Source organism: Roseivirga sp., assembly GCF_965216855.1.
GTDB lineage: Bacteria > Bacteroidota > Bacteroidia > Cytophagales > Cyclobacteriaceae > Roseivirga.
On the sequence record NZ_OZ244204.1, the window covers coordinates 690037 to 706985 of the forward strand.

Genomic DNA, 16949 nt, shown 5'->3' on the forward strand with positions numbered 1-16949 from the left:
CAATCATTAAACAACAGAATAAAAACTCAAACCAAACCGAATGAAAAAACTAAGCTTAAGCATCCTTTTAATTATCGCGTGCTCGGCTCAAATCAGAGCTCAGTTCCATACCATGAAAATTCCTCAGGCCAGTAATCATGTTACTGAAACTCAGACCCTGGGAGTAACCGATATCACCATTGACTATCATAGTCCTGCCGTGAGAGAAAGAGATGTCTGGAACAACACGGACATCATTCCTCAAAATGCCAATCCGGTTGCCTGGCGGGCAGGAGCCAATATGAATACAACCATCTCCTTTTCTACCGATGTCATGATAGAAGGCCAGTTCCTTCCCGCAGGTAAGTATGGTTTCCACATAGTTCCCAGAGGAGATACCTATGAGCTTAACTTTGCCCACAATAACCATCAGTGGGGTAGTTATTATCTGGACCTTGAAAAGGATGTAACCCTGAAGGTAGAGGTTAGCGCTGTAGAAGAAACTCCTTTCTCTGAGAAACTGGACTATGAATTCCTCAACTGGACACCGGAAGAAGTAACCGTTGCGCTGGAATGGGCCAATCGAAGAATACCATTCAAGGTAAGCGTAGACCTGAATAAAACAGTGGTAGAAAGTTTCAGGTCAGAACTAAGAGGCATCAACACCTATCACTGGCAAGCCTGGAATGATGCGGCACGCTGGTGTCTTGTTCATAACACTAATCTGGAGGAAGCTCTGGAGTGGGCCAACCGTTCAGTCAATGGTGGATATAATGGTTTCGCAGCCAACAAGAATGCAGAGAACCTTCGAACGAAAGCGGAACTAGAGCAGCGACTGGGCAAAACGGCTGAACTGGAGCAAACCCTCAGTGACGCCATTGCCTTTATAGAATCCCCTTATGATGCCAACTTCTTCAGCATTTATCTCCTTGGTGTTAAAAAGACCGATTTGGCTATGGAACTATTGGATAAATCAATAGCAGCCAATCCCGAAAGCTGGTTTCTCATGCTCAATCAGGCCGTAGGATATTACTTTCAGGGAAAAGAGAAGAGGGCACTGAGTACAATGGAAAAGGTGAAGAGCATGGCTCCTGCAAATTTCCAGGACCGACTCACGACTATAGAAGCCAGCTTTAAAGACGGCACCTATACCATTCCGGGATTCTAGAAGATTGAAGATTACCAAAGCGGGTCTATAGTTGTGATGACTGTTTGAGTTTAAGACCTGTTTTTTGGAGTCGAGTATGACCGATGAGTGTTAAGGTTATACCAACAGGTGTAGAAATATTTCTACACCTGGATTTTTTTAGGGCCTTCCCTATCTTTATCACCTCATGCATCAACAACTCATTGATCATATCAGGCAACTAGCCAACATTAATGATGAAGAAGCGGAAAAGATCGTAGCCGCTTTTCATCTCAAAGACCTGAATCGCAAGGAGTTTTTACTTAAAAAGGGAGATCCATCACATCACATGCGCTTCATTACAGCAGGTTGTCTCAAGGTATTTACCGTGAGTGAAGATGGTACAGAACGGATTCTCCAATTCGGCATGTCTGGCTGGTGGGTGAATGATCTTTATGGTTACCTCACAGAGCAGTCCTCCTCCTACTTTATTCAGGCCATTACCAATAGCAGTGTATTGCAAATTCACCGCGATCGCCTGAACGAGCTATTCGATGAAATTCCCGGCCTTGACAGGTTCTGGCGTATTAAATTTCAAAACGCCTACATCGCCCTACAGGAGCGAACCATGAAACTGATGAGCGAAACGGCAGAAGAAAGATATCTGCGATTCATACAGGATTACCGGAGCATGGAGCAGCATATTCCACAATATATGATAGCCTCCTACCTGGGAGTCACTCCTCAACATCTCAGTGCAATCAGGAAAAAAATGAGCCGGAATCACCTTTCTTAAGATACCTTAATTTTTATCAAGTCACTGAGAATGAAGTTTGTACCCATCAAACTTCAAAATCATGAGAAAACAATTTTATTCCCTGGCCAGCCTGCTACTGTTCATCTCCGGTATCAGCCTGGCACAGGAAGAAGAAACAGTAGGTGTAAGTCCATGGGGGCCAGATGATCAAATCGGAACCCTGAATATGATGACCGAGGCATCAAGACTGAAGGTACTGTCAGCAATTACTTCCGGCAAGACTTATGACCTCAGTGTAGAATACTTTGTTGGTATGCCCAGCTTTCATGCGCTGGGTGACCCTTCCTATCAATTCTGGATGACCCATACGCCCCATGGAACTGTAATCGATAATCCTAATGGCTTAGGTAAGCCCATGAATCAAAAAGTAAGCTACACGGGTGATGCCATATCTATGTATACTCACATGGGAACTCATATTGACGCACTCAATCACTTTGGATTGAATGGCAAGATTTGGAACGGCTTTACCCCGGAGGAATACCTGGGTGATAAAGGCTGGAAGAAAACCGGAGCGGAAACTATCCCTTCCATTATCGCTCGTGGAGTACTGATTGATGTAGCCAGTGCCAAAGGAGGTCAGTTACCAGAAAACTATCGCATCAGTGCTGAAGACCTGAAACAGGCATTACAATTACAAAATACACAACTTCAAGCCGGAGATGTAGTACTGATCAGAACAGGTCAGGCACGTTATTACGATAATGCAGAGGACTATCTCGATCAATATCCCGGTATCAGTCTTAGTGCAGCCAAGTGGTTGGTAGAAGAGCAGCAGATTATGCTCCTGGGAGCCGATAACCTCAGCTTTGAGGCGTTTCCTCCGGAGAAAGAAGATAATTGGGTTCCCGTTCACACTTACCTGCTGGCACAACGAGGAGTTATGTTCATCGAACAAATGAACCTTGAAGAGCTGGCTGCAGACAAAATATATCAGTTTGCTTTTATAGCCTCCTCATTAAAATTAAGAGGTGCCAGTGCCGCTCCTATGCGTCCCATAGCCATTCCGGTAAAATAGCATTCATGGAAAATCCATCAAGACGATATCTCCTCACCGGGGTATGCTACCTGCTCATTATTCTTTGTGCAGGCATTAGTCAGGGGTATATACGAGAATCGCTGATCGATTTTAATAACCCCGTGATGAGCCTGCAGCAATTAAGCAGTCACCTGATGCTCTTTAAAAGTGCCATCACCTTGGATCTGCTGGCCTTTATGATTGACGTTATCGTTGCAGTATTACTCTTTGATTTCTTCAGAAAGCAATATCCCCTGGCCAGTAAGCTGATGTTGTCTTTCAGACTTATTGCCCACCCTGCAATAGGCAGTATTAACCTGTTAAATCAGTGGATGGCAGCCGTATTTATCAGCAATCAGCCAGAGTCGTCAGACCTGATTTTCAGCTATCTGGAAGCCCATCAGTTGGGATACCTCATGGCTGGGGTATTCTTCGGAGTACATTGTGTGCTGTTAGGATGGCTTATCTATTACTCAAAAGGGCTACCGCAATGGTTAGGTATACTGATGATCATGGCGGGGTTAACCTACTGGATCGAAAGTTTCGGACTGATCTATTGGCCTCACCTGAAAGTCACACTTTCCTGGATTGTCGGTCTGGGAGCCGCTATAGGTGAAATAAGTCTCAGCATCTATCTAATTATCAAGTCAACCAAATTCGGAGCTCAAAGCTCATCTAAACTCAAATTATCATGAACAACATCAACATAACTGTACTCGCCCTACTGGGTGGTGTCTTACTCGCCATTCAGGGAGGTTTCAACTCACAACTCAGCAGTCAGCTTAAAAGCCCCTTTCAGGCTTCCTTAATCAGTTTCTTCATCAGCACCCTACTGGCAGCTACTGTCATAGCCCTGGGGAGCCGCAAGGTTCCGAACTGGGAGCATATCAAAGCCATACCGGTTTACCTCTGGTTTTCAGGAGCACTGTTCAGCTTCATTGGCATCAGCCTGTACTATTACACCATTCCCCGACTGGGAATCAGCACCATGATATCCTTAGGTCTTACAGGACAAATGGCTATATCAGTCATTGCCGGACATTATGGCTGGTTTGGGCTTAATCCTGAACCGATTTCCGCCAGAAGAATCATTGGCCTGGGTGCTATGGTCATAGGCATCATACTCATCAACAAACCCAACTAGCATGGACCTGAAAAACAAGAACATTGCTAACCTCATAAGTCTCTGGCAGTTGGCCGGAGAAAAGGCAGGCATTTACAGCGACTATGAAGTATTCAGCAGCAGTTGGGTGCCGGGTTCGCAGTGGCCTAACCGGCTCTGGATATATGACGCTCCGAATGATTATACGCTGGACAGGGCTGTTCAACAGGCACAACTACTCAAGCTGGATATCACCCTATGGCAGAACCTTTCCAGTCAACATGAAGAATGTATCATAGCCGCTGGTTTTGAGCAGAAGTCATTACTGTCAGGCATGTCACTAAACATTAATCAGGTGATCAGGCAGGAGAATGACCTGCAACTGATCAGAGTGGATAATCCTACCCTGGCCGGACAGTGGTCCATTCTATTCCAAGAGGCTTTTGGTTATCAGATCGATCATTTCACCATTACCAGAACAATGAATCAGGTAGAATACTATATCGCCCTTCACCATGATCAACCAGCAGGGACAGTTGTACTCTTTGTAGACGGAAATACCACGGCAGGAATTCACTCCATGGGCGTAATACCCAAAATGAGAAGAAAAGGCCTGGCCGAAGCAATACTGAACAAAGTACTGGACTTGGCTTCAGGCCGTCACTGCAACCTGGTAACATTACAGGCCTCTGCGATGGGACTTGGGCTCTACCTGAAAACAGGGTTCACAGAACAGTTTACCCTGAAAACATTCACCCATAACAAGAAATAAATGACATATATAGATCATCTCAATTGGCGATATGCCACCAAAATCTTCGATGCAGAACGCAAAGTATCAACTGAAGATCTCAACTACCTGATGGAAGCCATCAGATTATCCGTTTCATCCTATGGGTTGCAACTCTACAAAGTTCTGGTCATTAAAAATGAAGAGGTCAGGAACGCACTCAAAACAGCCTCATGGAATCAATCACAGATTACGGATGCCTCTCACCTGTTTGTCTTCTGTAACTATACCAGAAATTATGAGCTGCATGTAGATGAGTACCTGAAACGAATCGTTGAAATACAGGAAAATGACTCGGAAGAGCTGAGGAGCTATGGAGATTCTATCAAAACACAAATCAATCAGAAGACAGCAGAAGAGAGAGCCGCCTGGTCACAACGACAGACCTATCTGGCATTGGGCAACTTACTCTCAGCCTGCGCTGAGCTGAGAATCGATGCCTGTCCCATGGAAGGCTTTATTCCTTCCGAATACAACCGTATACTCGGCCTGAATGAAATGGGGTTGAATGCCGCAGTAATTGCTCCGGTGGGCTACAGGTCACCAAATGATGTGACCCAGTTCAGGAAAAAAGTAAGAAAAAGTAAGGAAACTCTTTTTCAGGAGATTGAGTGAAGTCAGGTTAAATCGGCATTCTAAGACTACGCTATTTGAAGCAGTTGTCAGAGTTAAAGGTAATGTCTAACAACTTAGGCTGATCAATAACAGTAAACAATATGAGAATTCTGACATTTAAACAACATAAGTACCAATGATAACAAAACTCAAACCCTTATACCTCTCTATCTTATTGCACGTCATTTTATGCTTTAATGCCAGGGCTCAAAACACATTGATGAGCCACGAAGATTCCATAAACCATACTTTGACGGTTTATTATGAATTGAACAAGACCATATTTCAAGCCAACTCCAAGCCCGAAGATATTGATGAGCTCTTTACCCATTTCACCGATGACTTCACTTATGTGCATCCAAAATATGGTGGGGTATATTCACGCACCGACTTATACAATGGCTACCTTAACAATCAGGCCAATGGCGGTTACGATGGCAGTGTAGCAGGTTTTAAAATCACCAATAAAATTGTAGGTCTGAATGCCATAGTGGTCAGTAGAAAATTCCTGCTCAAGGAAAACGACACGATAACTGAGGGAGAAGAGCAAATGACCTTATTCGAGTTTCGAGATGGTAAAATCTCCAGAATATTTGAGTATTGGTAAACCAAATGAGTTAAGAGCCGATTGTTTTCTAATCATTTGAACTAAAGTGCATGGAAGTGGAATTATGAGAGAGTAATTATCCATTTCCATGTCACTGACTACACTGTTCAACTACATAGAAGAAATTGTAGAGCTCTCCCCGGCTGATAAAGAGCTGATCTCCTCATACACTACGCACAGAAAGTACCTGAAAAACCAGTATGTGGTTCAACAGGGCGACATCTGTAAGTATGAAAGCTTTGTCATTAAAGGTTGTCTGAGAACCTTCTATGTGGACGATAAGGGTCAGGAACACAATGTTATGTTCGCCATAGAAAACTGGTGGACAGCAGACCTTGGCAGCTTTTTAACACAAACTGAAGCCAGTTACAATGTACAGTGTCTGGAGCCTACTGAATTAATACAGTTCTCATTTGAAGCGCTTGAAGAGTTATATATCCAAATCCCTCAGCTAGAAAGATTCTTCCGTATTATACTCCAAAGAGCATATGTCGCCTCTGAAAAACGAATTGTTAGAAACTTCAGCCTTTCAGCCAAAGAACGATACCTGATCTTTAGAAGTGATTACCCTCAAATTGAACAAAGAGTACCACAGTACATGGTGGCCTCATATCTTGGAATTACCAAAGAGTTTCTCAGTAAAATCAGGAATAAGCTCATCCAGGATCAATAGCTTTTATTAAACTAGGTTAACCTCCTTTTCTAATCTGGTTCAACAGAAAGCCTTTTAGGACTCCGCAACTTTGTCATGAAACAAAAACCAGTTTTATGGCAACATTATTAGAAAACATCAGCGATCTCAACGATCTGATTTTACAAGGGAAGGCAATGGAAGCTTTCGAGAAATACTATCACGAAGATGTCATCATGCAGGAAAACGATATGCCTGCAACCATAGGCAAGGAAGCAAACAGAAAACGTGAGGAAGAATTCTTTGGTAATATCACAGAATTCAGAGGGGCTAAACCACTTAAAGTGGCTATTGGTGAAGGAGTGACAATGGTGGAGTGGCACTATGATTATACCCACAGGGAATGGGGCATCCGTAATTACACTCAAATATCTGTTCAGGAGTGGAAAGATGGACAGATCATCAAAGAGAAATTCTACTACGCCAATTAATGAAGCTCACTATGAACAGTTTACGCAGCGTATTAATCATGATATTGACTGTTTTTCTGGTTCAGGGAGCCCGAGCTCAGTCTACTCAATGGGAAGTCGATCCGGTTCACTCTTCTATCGGCTTTTCTATCGATCACCTGGTAGTGTCTGAAACAGTAGGTCATTTCAATAGCTATTCGGCCGACATTAAGGCAGATAAGAAAGACTTTACTGACGCCAGCTTCGAAATGCGGATTAAGGTAGAAAGCATCGATACGAAAGACGATGAAAGAGATACGCACCTGAAAAGTGAAGACTTCTTTCATGCCTCCAAGTACCCTGAAATCAGATTCAAAGGAGAGTCATTTCGAAAGGTTGGTGAAGGAAAGTACAAGGTTACCGGAAACCTAACCATGCATGGCATTACCAAAAAGGTAGAGTTCGATGCTGAATTTGGAGGTATTGTAGCAGACCCCTGGGGTGGAACCAGAGCAGGACTAAAACTGTCTGGTACTCTGGACCGCTATGATTATGACCTTAAATACAATTCCTTTCTGGAAGCCGGAGGGCTGGCCATTGGCCGGGAGGTCAGAATCGAGTGCCGGGTAGAACTAATCAAGAAACAATAGCTATCAGTCTATTTGGTTGACGCTCTTCGGACCGCAGAAGGTGGTCTGAAGAGCCATGAATAAAAAAGGCCGGGAAACGTCAAATTTCCCGGCCTTAGTATTTATAATTAAATCTACTCTTACCCCAAATTCAGTGATACTGAACTGTTGCTAAATGGTTGATGATATAACCTTGTTCCGGTTGCTTTATACAAAGCATTCGCCAGGGCGCCAACAGCAGGAGGCAAACCCGGCTCTCCCAAACCTGTTGGTCTGATATCATTATCAACGAAGAATACTTCTATTGATTCAGGAGCCTGATTATGTCTGATCAGCTTATACTTATCGAAGTTATTCTGAACAGGTGAACCATTATCGAAAGTCAGTTGACTGTACAGGGCGTGACCTATACCATCTACCACTCCACCCTGAATAATATTGGCTGCTCCTTCCTTGTTGATCACAATTCCGCAATCTACAGCACACCAAACCTTTTTCACCTTAGGCTGATTATTCTCGATGGCAACGTCCATCACCTGAGCCACATAGGAGTTATGGCAGAAGTAAGCGGCAACACCTCTGTGTATACCAGGGGTTTCTGCTCCCCAGTTAGCTTTTTCCTTCACCAGTCTTAATACACCCGCATATCGGTCAGCATCGTATTCGTACTTGGCTCCTACCGGGCTATTCTTAGCCTTATCGAACAATTCCAGCCTGAAATCGATCGGATCCTTACCGGCTGCTTCAGCTACTTCATCGAGGAAACACTGTTCTGCTCCCGCGGTAAAGTGAGAGCGTGGTGCTCTCCATGCACCGGTAGAAATATTGGTACTAGACATTTTCTTCTCTGCCAGGTAGTTATCTACCGCACCGGCAGGGAAACGATTAGGGAACACCGGACCTTCAGGTAAACCTACCCCCTTGACGGAGAAGGCAATTAGGTTATTATCCTTATCCAGTGCGGCTTTGTATACCGATCTGTAAGGAGGTCTGTAAGTACCCTGAGTCATGTCATCTTCTCTGGTATAAATCAGTTTGATTGGTACTCCGGCCTTTTGCGATATAGCTGCAGCTTCCAAACCTGTATGATTGTACAGTCTTCGTCCGAATCCTCCACCGATTCTGGTCATTTCTACCGAAATATTATCCGCAGGAATTCCCAATAACTGGACTGCCGAATCTCTCAAAGCCTGAGGAGTTTGTGTTGGACCAATCAGTTCAGCTTTGTCTGCCATAACATTGGCATAGAAGTTCATCGGCTCCAGGGTATTGTGAGCCATGAATGGTGAAGAATAAGTTCTCTCAACCACTTTCGCGGCTCTTGCAAAGGCAGCCTCAACATTACCATCGCTTCTGCTATCCTGTACTCTACCTCTTTCCAGGTCGCGAATCATGCGTTGCTCATGCATTTCAGAGCTTTCAGGCTCACTAACTTTTTCCCAATCAACCTTCAGTGCCTTTTTGGCCTGCATTAACTCCCAGGTTGAGTTACCCACTATGGCAATCAACTGGTTAAAAGCATTAACATCTGACCAGGCCGGTTTTTCTATGGAGGTATCAACTATGAAAGCATCACTGACTCCAGACATAGACTTGATCTCATCTTCGTTGAAGCCTTTCACTTTCATACCAAAGGCAGGCGGATGCTGAATCATAGCCAGCTTCATCCCTTCCTTCTTGAAGTCTAAACCAAACAATGGTTTACCGGTAACGATCTTAGGTCCCTCAACATTTTTCTGCCAGCTACCTATCAATTTATAGTCCTTAGGATCTTTTAGGTCCAGTTCTTCAGGCACTTCAATGCCTGCTGCTTTTGATGCTATTTTACCATAATCAACAGTTCTGCTGCCGTTCTTTTCACTGATCACTCCTTCGCTGGCAGTTAAATCTGCAACAGGTACTCCCCACTCTTTAGCGGCTGCTTCCATCAGCATGCGTTTACCAGCAGCACCTGCCATTCTCAGAGCATCCCAGGCCATCATGATAGACAAACTACCTCCGGCAAACTGAGGATTCTTGAATGAATCTTCATCCAACGCTCCTTGCTCTACTACCACGTTTTCCCATGGCACATCCAGCTCTTCGGCCACAATCATTGGCATAGAGGTCATCACATTCTGACCAATTTCAGGGTTCGGTGAATAAATGGTCACCATACCTGTATCACCAATTTTGATATAACCATTAATCTCAAACCATTCGTTAGGAATGGCCACACCTTCTGCCTCTTTGGTAAGTGAAGAACAACTCGTTAGCCAGTTAAAGCCTATCAGCATTCCTCCCCCCGCAGCAGCAGAGGTCTTTAGAAATGATCTTCTTCCTACTTTCGTTTTTATTAAAGTCATGATTCAGTCTTTTAGAGTTGAGAGGCTTTTTTGATGGCTTGCTTGATACGCACGTAAGTACCGCAACGGCAAATGTTACCACTCATGGCCGCATCAATATCCTGATCTGTCGGATTTGGATTACTATTGAGCAAAGCAGCAGCACTCATCATCTGCCCTGCCTGACAATAGCCACATTGCGGAACATCAATTTCCAGCCATGCCTTCTGAACCGGATGATCTCCGTTTTCAGATAAGCCTTCAATAGTAGTAATTTGCTGACTTGCAGCTGCCGACACCGGTAGTGAACAAGCCCTTACAGCGGTTCCATTAAGATGTACTGTGCAAGCACCACATTGAGCGATACCACAGCCAAACTTCGTTCCCACCATATCGAGGTGATCTCTCAGCACCCAAAGGAGTGGTGTTGCCGGGTCGACATCTACCTCCTTCTGAGCTCCGTTTATGTTTAAAGTAAAACTTGCCATATTCTAGGGTTTAAAATTCGGGTTATACCTTCAATTTAATAATAAATGAGTGATGTAAAGAATTATGATGCGATGAGCTGTCGTTTTTTTAGACGAAATGAAGCATTCACCCGATAGCCATCGCTCCGACTCACATGAATGCTCAACGGGTTAACAACTTACCCTTCATCCATTCGCCCTGCTTTTTTAACCCATGAGTGATTTTATTGGTAAGGTTTTGATAAAAAGACATATTTTCATCTAACTAAAATTCAAGTACATGTCTAACCTTTCAGAATGGTGGGATACCCTTGACAGCATCCATAAAATATATTGGGGTCTGGCTATTCCATTTACCTTAATTTTTCTAATTCAGATGGTATTAACCTTTATAGGTGGTGAAGTAGAGGTTGATGGTGATGCTGACTTTGACGTAGAAAGCGATTCAGGTGCAGGATTTCAATTCTTTACCCTGAAAAACTTCATAGGCTTCTTTACCATTTTTGCCTGGTCAGGAATAGCCTCATTGGATTCGGACTACAGTACCGCTACAACGCTGATCATTTCAACCATCTCGGGTCTGGTCATGATGACCGTGATGGCAAGCCTATTCTATCTATTCAGCAAACTAACGGATAGTGGTACTATGAATATTAACAATGCCAAAGGTGCCATTGCCGAAGTTTATATGAGAATTCACGGTGGCCGGGCTAATATTGGAAAGGTACTGGTAAAAGTGCAAGGCTCACTTAGAGAACTTGAAGCCATAACAGATGATGAAGATGATCTACCAACAGGTTCAGTGGTGAATGTGAAGGATGTCATCAACGACAACATACTCTTAGTTTCGAAAAAATAACCTTACATAAATGAGCGAGAATTTTATAATCATTATTGCCGTTGCGGTAGTATTCATCTTCGTGATGCTGATAGGTATCTTCAGAAGATACAAAAGGTGTCCATCCGATAGAATCCTGGTGGTCTATGGTAAAGTTGGATCACATAAAGGAACAGATGTTGGCCGATCAGCCAAATGTATTCATGGTGGTGCCGCCTTTATCTGGCCAATCATTCAGGATTATTCCTTTCTTGACCTAACCCCTATTTCTATTGAAGTTAATCTGACCAATGCACTTAGCCGTCAGAATATTAGGGTAGATGTTCCTTCCAGATTTACGGTAGGTATTTCCACTGAAGAAGGTATCATGAATAATGCTGCTGAAAGGCTACTCGGGCTTTCTCAGCAAAATATTCATGACCTGGCTAAGGATATTATTTTCGGTCAGTTGCGTCTTGTTGTGGCTACTATGGACATTGAGGAAATCAACAGTAACCGTGATAAGTTCCTGGCCAATGTGGCGTCTAATGTTGAAGCCGAATTAAAGAAGATTGGTCTAAAGCTGATCAACGTGAACGTAACCGATATTAAAGATGAGTCAGGCTACATTGAAGCCCTTGGTAAAGAAGCCGCTGCTAAAGCCATTAATGACGCGATTAAAAGTGTGGCTGAAAAAGACAGAGATGGTCAGATTGGTCAGGCTAATGCCTTGCAAGACCAAAGAACCCAGGTAGCTGCAGCAAATGCTAAAGCGGTAGAAGGTGAAAACCTTGCCAAGGTTAAGGTTGCACAATCCGATGCTTCCAGAATTGAAAAAGAGTCAGAAGCCAAAAGAATTTCAACTGCCGCAGAAAAGGTTCAGTCTGCGAAGGCCTTAGAGGAAGCTTATGCAGCTGAGAGAGAAGCCGAAATTGCCCGTGCTCAAAGAGATAAATCCAGCCAAACAGCTGACATCGTAGTACCAGCAGAAATCGACAAACAAAGAGTTGAAATTGCCGCTGAAGCCGAAGCTGAAATGATAAGAAGAAGAGCCAAAGGTGAGGCAGATGCAATCCTGTACATGAAGCAAGCAGAGGCAAAAGGTATTTATGAGGTATTGACCAAGCAGGCCCAGGGTCTTGAACAAATTGTGAAGGCTGCCGGAGATAACTCCAAAGATGCGGTTCTGCTCCTTGTTGCTGATAAATTGCCAGAACTGGTTAAACTACAGACGGAAGCCATCAAAAACATTAAGATTGATAAGGTGACTGTTTGGGATAATGGAGGTAATGGCCCGGAGGATAAAACCTCTACTGCCAACTTCATTTCAGGCCTTTACAAATCGGTTCCTCCCCTTCAGGAAATGTTCAACATGGCAGGGATGGAATTACCCAGCTACCTGAAAGGCAAGTCATCTGAAGAAATCCGGGAGATGGCCGATGATGTAAAAGAGAAAAATACCGATGATGGTGAAGAAATAGAGTAACTATTAAAGAATGCCTGGCAAATATGCCAGGCATTTTTCTCAATGGAAAGAGCGCATTCTGGAAAGCGACTATTAATTGGTACTCTGTCTTTGATCATAGTAGTTGAGCTTGTAGTAATCATAATCTACAATTATAGAATAGGACCTGACAAACTAGTAGGTCAATTCTTACGGCTTTTTCTTGTATCATTCTTCGCACTTTTAACTTACTCCAGGTTTAGGCTAGCCAAATGGATACTCCTGGGATACTTTACTTTTAGTATTTTAAGTATTGGAATGAAACCCAATTTTCTAGAGAATATCTGGATGGTTTTATTCGCACTGACCTATTTAATGGCCTTACTAGTCATACTTCTTTCAAAAAGTATTGATGAGTTTTTAGATCAACCTACTTAATAAATGATACAATGAAACTTATACAAATCTATGAGGGTACTGTTTTCGAGTGTCAGATGGTTAAAAACATGCTGGAAAACGAAGAGATAAAAGCCGTGCTCAAAGACGAGGTAATTGGCTCAAGAGGTCATGCCTGGATGCCTACCGACTCGGTAAAAGTACTGGTGATGGAAGAAGACCTGGAGGCAGCTGTCATTATTGCCAATCAATTTAGAGCTTCCAGACAAGCAGAGAGTTAGTCATAATATCCAGGTGTAATAACCTGCTGAACTCATTTCTAAGGCTACAGGTTGTACTCAGTATCAAACAGCTTACAGAATGAACATCGAAGCCAATAAGAACAGCGCCATTGCCTTTTATCAAATGGCCTATGAAGGTAACCCTCGGAAAGCAGTTGAAACGTATGTTGGATCAAACTATATTCAGCACAACCCAGATGTAAAGGACGGTACCGAAGGATTTATAGAGTACTTCGAAAAAATGCAAAGGGAATACCCTGACAAGTCTATCAAATTTCTTCGCGCCATTGCTGAAGGAAACCTAGTCGCTTTACATACACATCAAACCTGGCCGGGCAATGACCAATATGTCACCATGGATTTCTTCCGTTTTGATGATTCAGGTAAAATAGTCGAGCATTGGGATGCTATTCAACAAGTTCCTCAACAGGCTGCCCATAACAATGGCATGATTTAATTCATACCCTCATTCTACAGACTGATAATAGTAACCAAGATTATTTTAACGACTCTACTATCTCACATTGGCTTTATCAACCCTGGTAGGAGTGTCTTCCCCTGAAATCATTCTGGTAGCTGCTGCTGCAATGGCCTTGATAGTATTGGTCATATGCTGCAAATCCAAAGTACTGACTTCATCGGAGGCCTGATGATAGTCTTCATCTACATCTATTGGAGTTGTACTTATGGAGTGGGCAGGTACACCTAACCTGGCCAGAGTAGCATTGTCAGATCTGTAAAACAGGTTTTGAGTTGGATAAGGATCAGCATAGAACTCATACTCTGTGCCCTCGACCGCCTTTTGCAATAGCTCTCCAAAGTTAGATTTATCAAAGCCGGTTATCCAGGCTGTATTAGGTCCGCTTACAGCAGGCTTACCTATCATTTCAATATTAAACATGGCCACTATTTCATCAGGGTTCAGTTGCTGAGAGAAATAGGTCGATCCATACCCTCCACCCTCTTCTGCAGTGAAAGCTGCAAACATGATAGTGCGTTCAGGCTTCTTACCCATATCTTTAAAGTACTTAGCCAGGGTAATAACTGCCGTTGTTCCAGATGCATCATCATTGGCTCCATTGTAGATAGTATCTCCTTCTGTGCCCCTGATACCCAGATGGTCGTAATGAGCACTGAACAGAACAACCTCGTCAGTCCGTTTTCCTTCTATTTTACCTACGACATTAGACAGGCTTTCGGCTTTCACATTGTTAATCACCTCCACATCCAGACTCTTCACATCTGTGATATTAGTGAGCACCATCAGCATACCACCTTCATTCATTTCCATTACCCGGTTACCTCTCGATAAAAAAGATTTAAACCTATTGAATAGTGACTCATGGCTGTTATTGACAAGAATAATAACATTACCCTCTTCACTTCTGGCTTGTGCATAAGTATTCTGAAGGTTATCATTTGGGCCTACTACCAAAAAGGTGGCTTCAGAAGCATCTGAAATACTCATACTTTCCTGGTTTACAGCCACTGCTACAAGCGATGGATCTATTTGCTGACCATTGATAGATACTTTAGCACTCTCATTGGTAATGGAATACATATTGAATTGCTGCTCATAGCTTGAAAGACCATCTACATAGTCAAGACCAATCTTTTCAAACTCTTCCTGAATAAACTGTGAGGCCTTTTCAATACCAGGAGTAAACATTCTTCTTCCCTCCATCTCATCAGATGCCAGGGTGGTGATTATTCTGGTGACATCAGACTCATCAATTTGAGCTGTAGGCTGACAGCTAACAATCGAAGCAATAATACCGACAAAAAGGAGCAAAAGCTGCACTGGCTTCTTCATAAAAATTAGGGTTTGAATGAGAAGCGAAGTTAAGATTAATTTTCAGCCACAGATAACCGCTGATCAGGAAAAACGACTGGAAGATTTAGATATGCTAAAGACCAAAGCTCCTTCTGTAACTTAAGTGTATACCCAGATTTGACCTTGTTCCAAAGTTCGAATCCTGGTACACCGCTCTGAATCCTACAGAAGATTGGTTCTTGAGTTGATAGTTTATGGTTAGATCAACAGACTTAACAAATAAGCTTGGTACAATTGGGGTCTTAACCCGGCCATGGTTTTCGAACTCAGTATATCTCAAAGTGTAAGAAGCCGACTTATAATGCCCCCCTACTCCTACATTCACCGCATTCACTTTATTTTGGATGTAGTTTCTGGCAGTCACCGGATCATTAAATGACAGAAACATTGGGGTTCCTATAACTCTGTCATTGTAAGTCCAGCCACTGGTATATACACTATTATTGAAAAAATCATCCGGTTCAATAATAGGTATACCATTATCGGGAAGCTTGTATGCATCCTGATCGTTGGTTCTTACCACCTCCAATACAAACTGGTCTATAATACCTTTCTCATTCAATTCTACCGAAAGACCTGCCATACCATCTCGCCAATTCCATGGGGTTAAACCGGAAGTATCTTCCCAAAGAAACTGCCAGTAGTTGGTTACCTTGAAATGTTTAAAACGATAGCTCGTATTGATATCATAACTTCCCAAATGATTACCCAATGCATTTTTCTGATCTGTCTGTAAAGCGTCTTTGCCACCACTTGCCCCAAAGAAAATGCGTGCATAATTGCCCAATCCACCCGGCTGTATACTCTCGGTGTTAATGTTAGTACCTCCCCACATGGCATTGTGATTCAATCCTGCAACTACTTCAAACTTCTTTTTGAAAAACTGGGCTCTGCCATAAAAATACTTCTGGTGAAGGAATACTCCGGAGAAGGTTCTGTTCTTATCGAACCAACCATGTGCCAGATACGCCTTAAAAGAAAAATGCTTTGATAGTATGGGTGATTCAAGCCATCCATTGGATTCAATCCTGATCTTTGGAATAGGTCTGGCATTGTTGCCATAAACCAGGCTTCCCAAAGACAGTAAATTATCTCTGAGTCCCATAAATTCCTCGTCTAGACCTACGGTGACTTTTACAATCGGTGTGGTTATCGTGTAGTTGGCCTGAATAACAGAACCATAAAGACGGTAATTTGAAACGGAAGCGATTCCTTCTACTTCAAGTCCCGTTTTCAACCAATCTGTTATAGGCTTGTTAACATTGTAGTGAATCAGGGAGTAGAATGTTCCTGTCTGCTCATTGGTAAATCTGCCACTATTATTACTCGTCATCCAAAAAGGCAAACCAGACGGATCACTAGCAAACGCACCATACTCAACCTGCAACTCCTGATTAACAGAGGAAGAATCTTGTTTCTCATCCTGAGCAAAAGAAGAAGCTCCAAGGATCAGAAATAGAAAAAGGGTTATGTTGAAGTTTCTGACCATAATTAAGTGACACAGGTTTCTCCAAATGGGTTGTGAAATAGATGACCCTAATATTTCAAAACCATGAAAATATTTGACTTAACCTCTTACAAAGGTCTTAAAAGTCTATGAGAAACTAAAGCTTTAAGTATGTA

General features: G+C 42.9%; 19 protein-coding genes. 15 read left to right on the forward strand and 4 right to left on the reverse strand.

What is annotated here, in order from left to right:
• Positions 1 to 40 precede the first annotated feature (40 nt).
• The 11 genes from ACOOEY_RS03060 to ACOOEY_RS03110 all read left to right on the forward strand — a co-directional run bounded on the left by ACOOEY_RS03060 (position 41) and on the right by ACOOEY_RS03110 (position 7784).
• On the forward strand, positions 41 to 1147 hold the full coding sequence (locus ACOOEY_RS03060; RefSeq protein ID WP_420387202.1) for a DUF2911 domain-containing protein: 1107 nt from the start codon (positions 41 to 43) through the stop codon (positions 1145 to 1147).
• Between the two features lie 166 nt (positions 1148 to 1313).
• Entirely contained in the window at positions 1314 to 1901 is a 588-nt protein-coding gene (locus ACOOEY_RS03065; RefSeq protein ID WP_420387203.1) for a Crp/Fnr family transcriptional regulator, read from the forward strand.
• Positions 1902 to 1962: 61 nt separating this feature from the next.
• On the forward strand, positions 1963 to 2940 hold the full coding sequence (locus tag ACOOEY_RS03070; protein WP_420387204.1) for a cyclase family protein: 978 nt from the start codon (positions 1963 to 1965) through the stop codon (positions 2938 to 2940).
• Positions 2941 to 2945: 5 nt separating this feature from the next.
• Positions 2946 to 3635, forward strand: a complete 690-nt coding sequence (locus ACOOEY_RS03075; protein WP_420387205.1) for a DUF4386 domain-containing protein — start codon at positions 2946 to 2948, stop codon at positions 3633 to 3635.
• Entirely contained in the window at positions 3632 to 4084 is a 453-nt protein-coding gene (locus tag ACOOEY_RS03080; RefSeq protein WP_420387206.1) for a DMT family transporter, read from the forward strand. Before ACOOEY_RS03075 ends, ACOOEY_RS03080 begins: the two co-directional genes overlap by 4 nt.
• Before the next feature lies 1 nt (position 4085).
• A complete protein-coding gene (locus ACOOEY_RS03085; RefSeq protein ID WP_420387207.1) occupies positions 4086 to 4814 on the forward strand; it encodes a GNAT family N-acetyltransferase in 729 nt (242 codons plus the stop codon).
• The gene (locus ACOOEY_RS03090) at positions 4815 to 5447 is read left to right on the forward strand and encodes an NAD(P)H-dependent oxidoreductase (RefSeq protein ID WP_420387208.1); all 633 of its coding nucleotides are present in this window, start codon (positions 4815 to 4817) and stop codon (positions 5445 to 5447) included.
• Positions 5448 to 5667: 220 nt separating this feature from the next.
• Positions 5668 to 6054 (forward strand): nuclear transport factor 2 family protein, encoded by a 387-nt coding sequence (locus ACOOEY_RS03095; RefSeq protein WP_420387209.1) that lies wholly within the window; start codon positions 5668 to 5670, stop codon positions 6052 to 6054.
• A gap of 88 nt (positions 6055 to 6142) precedes the next feature.
• Positions 6143 to 6727, forward strand: a complete 585-nt coding sequence (locus tag ACOOEY_RS03100) for a Crp/Fnr family transcriptional regulator (RefSeq protein WP_420387210.1) — start codon at positions 6143 to 6145, stop codon at positions 6725 to 6727.
• Between the two features lie 95 nt (positions 6728 to 6822).
• Positions 6823 to 7176 (forward strand): SnoaL-like domain-containing protein, encoded by a 354-nt coding sequence (locus ACOOEY_RS03105; RefSeq protein ID WP_420387211.1) that lies wholly within the window; start codon positions 6823 to 6825, stop codon positions 7174 to 7176.
• Positions 7177 to 7187: 11 nt separating this feature from the next.
• Positions 7188 to 7784 carry a YceI family protein gene (locus ACOOEY_RS03110; protein ID WP_420387212.1) on the forward strand — a complete coding sequence of 199 codons (597 nt, stop codon included), beginning with the start codon at positions 7188 to 7190 and terminating at the stop codon, positions 7782 to 7784.
• 119 nt (positions 7785 to 7903) lie between these two features.
• On the opposite strand, the gene ACOOEY_RS03115 is transcribed toward ACOOEY_RS03110, so the two are convergent.
• Together ACOOEY_RS03115 and ACOOEY_RS03120 are read right to left on the reverse strand one after the other, a co-directional pair.
• Positions 7904 to 10108 (reverse strand): molybdopterin cofactor-binding domain-containing protein, encoded by a 2205-nt coding sequence (locus ACOOEY_RS03115; protein ID WP_420387213.1) that lies wholly within the window; start codon positions 10106 to 10108, stop codon positions 7904 to 7906.
• Between the two features lie 11 nt (positions 10109 to 10119).
• Complete coding sequence (locus ACOOEY_RS03120; protein ID WP_420387214.1) at positions 10120 to 10575, reverse strand: (2Fe-2S)-binding protein; 456 nt, start codon at positions 10573 to 10575, stop codon at positions 10120 to 10122.
• 259 nt (positions 10576 to 10834) lie between these two features.
• Here ACOOEY_RS03120 and ACOOEY_RS03125 point away from each other — a divergent pair, with 259 nt between their 5' ends.
• The 4 genes from ACOOEY_RS03125 to ACOOEY_RS03140 all read left to right on the forward strand — a co-directional run bounded on the left by ACOOEY_RS03125 (position 10835) and on the right by ACOOEY_RS03140 (position 13949).
• Complete coding sequence (locus ACOOEY_RS03125; RefSeq protein WP_420387215.1) at positions 10835 to 11413, forward strand: hypothetical protein; 579 nt, start codon at positions 10835 to 10837, stop codon at positions 11411 to 11413.
• A 10-nt stretch (positions 11414 to 11423) separates the two neighbouring features.
• Positions 11424 to 12857, forward strand: coding sequence for a flotillin family protein (locus ACOOEY_RS03130; protein WP_420387216.1), 1434 nt, complete (start codon positions 11424 to 11426; stop codon positions 12855 to 12857).
• A gap of 407 nt (positions 12858 to 13264) precedes the next feature.
• On the forward strand, positions 13265 to 13492 hold the full coding sequence (locus tag ACOOEY_RS03135; protein WP_420387217.1) for a putative signal transducing protein: 228 nt from the start codon (positions 13265 to 13267) through the stop codon (positions 13490 to 13492).
• Between the two features lie 79 nt (positions 13493 to 13571).
• Positions 13572 to 13949: an ester cyclase gene (locus ACOOEY_RS03140; protein ID WP_420387218.1), complete on the forward strand. Its 378-nt coding sequence runs from the start codon at positions 13572 to 13574 to the stop codon at positions 13947 to 13949.
• Positions 13950 to 14006: 57 nt separating this feature from the next.
• On the opposite strand, the gene ACOOEY_RS03145 is transcribed toward ACOOEY_RS03140, so the two are convergent.
• The gene (locus tag ACOOEY_RS03145) at positions 14007 to 15305 is read right to left on the reverse strand and encodes a M28 family metallopeptidase (protein ID WP_420387219.1); all 1299 of its coding nucleotides are present in this window, start codon (positions 15303 to 15305) and stop codon (positions 14007 to 14009) included.
• A 94-nt stretch (positions 15306 to 15399) separates the two neighbouring features.
• Positions 15400 to 16815, reverse strand: a complete 1416-nt coding sequence (locus ACOOEY_RS03150) for a capsule assembly Wzi family protein (protein WP_420387220.1) — start codon at positions 16813 to 16815, stop codon at positions 15400 to 15402.
• Positions 16816 to 16949 lie beyond the last annotated feature (134 nt).

Coding starts and splice junctions, on each gene's coding strand:
- ACOOEY_RS03140 (WP_420387218.1), top strand. CDS start 13,572: ATGAACATCGAAGCCAATAAGAACAGCGCCATTGCCTTTTATCAAATG.
- ACOOEY_RS03120 (WP_420387214.1), bottom strand. CDS start 10,575: ATGGCAAGTTTTACTTTAAACATAAACGGAGCTCAGAAGGAGGTAGAT.
- ACOOEY_RS03135 (WP_420387217.1), top strand. CDS start 13,265: ATGAAACTTATACAAATCTATGAGGGTACTGTTTTCGAGTGTCAGATG.
- ACOOEY_RS03150 (WP_420387220.1), bottom strand. CDS start 16,815: ATGGTCAGAAACTTCAACATAACCCTTTTTCTATTTCTGATCCTTGGA.
- ACOOEY_RS03070 (WP_420387204.1), top strand. CDS start 1,963: ATGAGAAAACAATTTTATTCCCTGGCCAGCCTGCTACTGTTCATCTCC.
- ACOOEY_RS03080 (WP_420387206.1), top strand. CDS start 3,632: ATGAACAACATCAACATAACTGTACTCGCCCTACTGGGTGGTGTCTTA.
- ACOOEY_RS03115 (WP_420387213.1), bottom strand. CDS start 10,108: ATGACTTTAATAAAAACGAAAGTAGGAAGAAGATCATTTCTAAAGACC.
- ACOOEY_RS03145 (WP_420387219.1), bottom strand. CDS start 15,305: ATGAAGAAGCCAGTGCAGCTTTTGCTCCTTTTTGTCGGTATTATTGCT.
- ACOOEY_RS03075 (WP_420387205.1), top strand. CDS start 2,946: ATGGAAAATCCATCAAGACGATATCTCCTCACCGGGGTATGCTACCTG.
- ACOOEY_RS03100 (WP_420387210.1), top strand. CDS start 6,143: ATGTCACTGACTACACTGTTCAACTACATAGAAGAAATTGTAGAGCTC.
- ACOOEY_RS03090 (WP_420387208.1), top strand. CDS start 4,815: ATGACATATATAGATCATCTCAATTGGCGATATGCCACCAAAATCTTC.
- ACOOEY_RS03130 (WP_420387216.1), top strand. CDS start 11,424: ATGAGCGAGAATTTTATAATCATTATTGCCGTTGCGGTAGTATTCATC.
- ACOOEY_RS03095 (WP_420387209.1), top strand. CDS start 5,668: ATGAGCCACGAAGATTCCATAAACCATACTTTGACGGTTTATTATGAA.
- ACOOEY_RS03110 (WP_420387212.1), top strand. CDS start 7,188: ATGAACAGTTTACGCAGCGTATTAATCATGATATTGACTGTTTTTCTG.
- ACOOEY_RS03125 (WP_420387215.1), top strand. CDS start 10,835: ATGTCTAACCTTTCAGAATGGTGGGATACCCTTGACAGCATCCATAAA.
- ACOOEY_RS03060 (WP_420387202.1), top strand. CDS start 41: ATGAAAAAACTAAGCTTAAGCATCCTTTTAATTATCGCGTGCTCGGCT.
- ACOOEY_RS03105 (WP_420387211.1), top strand. CDS start 6,823: ATGGCAACATTATTAGAAAACATCAGCGATCTCAACGATCTGATTTTA.
- ACOOEY_RS03065 (WP_420387203.1), top strand. CDS start 1,314: ATGCATCAACAACTCATTGATCATATCAGGCAACTAGCCAACATTAAT.
- ACOOEY_RS03085 (WP_420387207.1), top strand. CDS start 4,086: ATGGACCTGAAAAACAAGAACATTGCTAACCTCATAAGTCTCTGGCAG.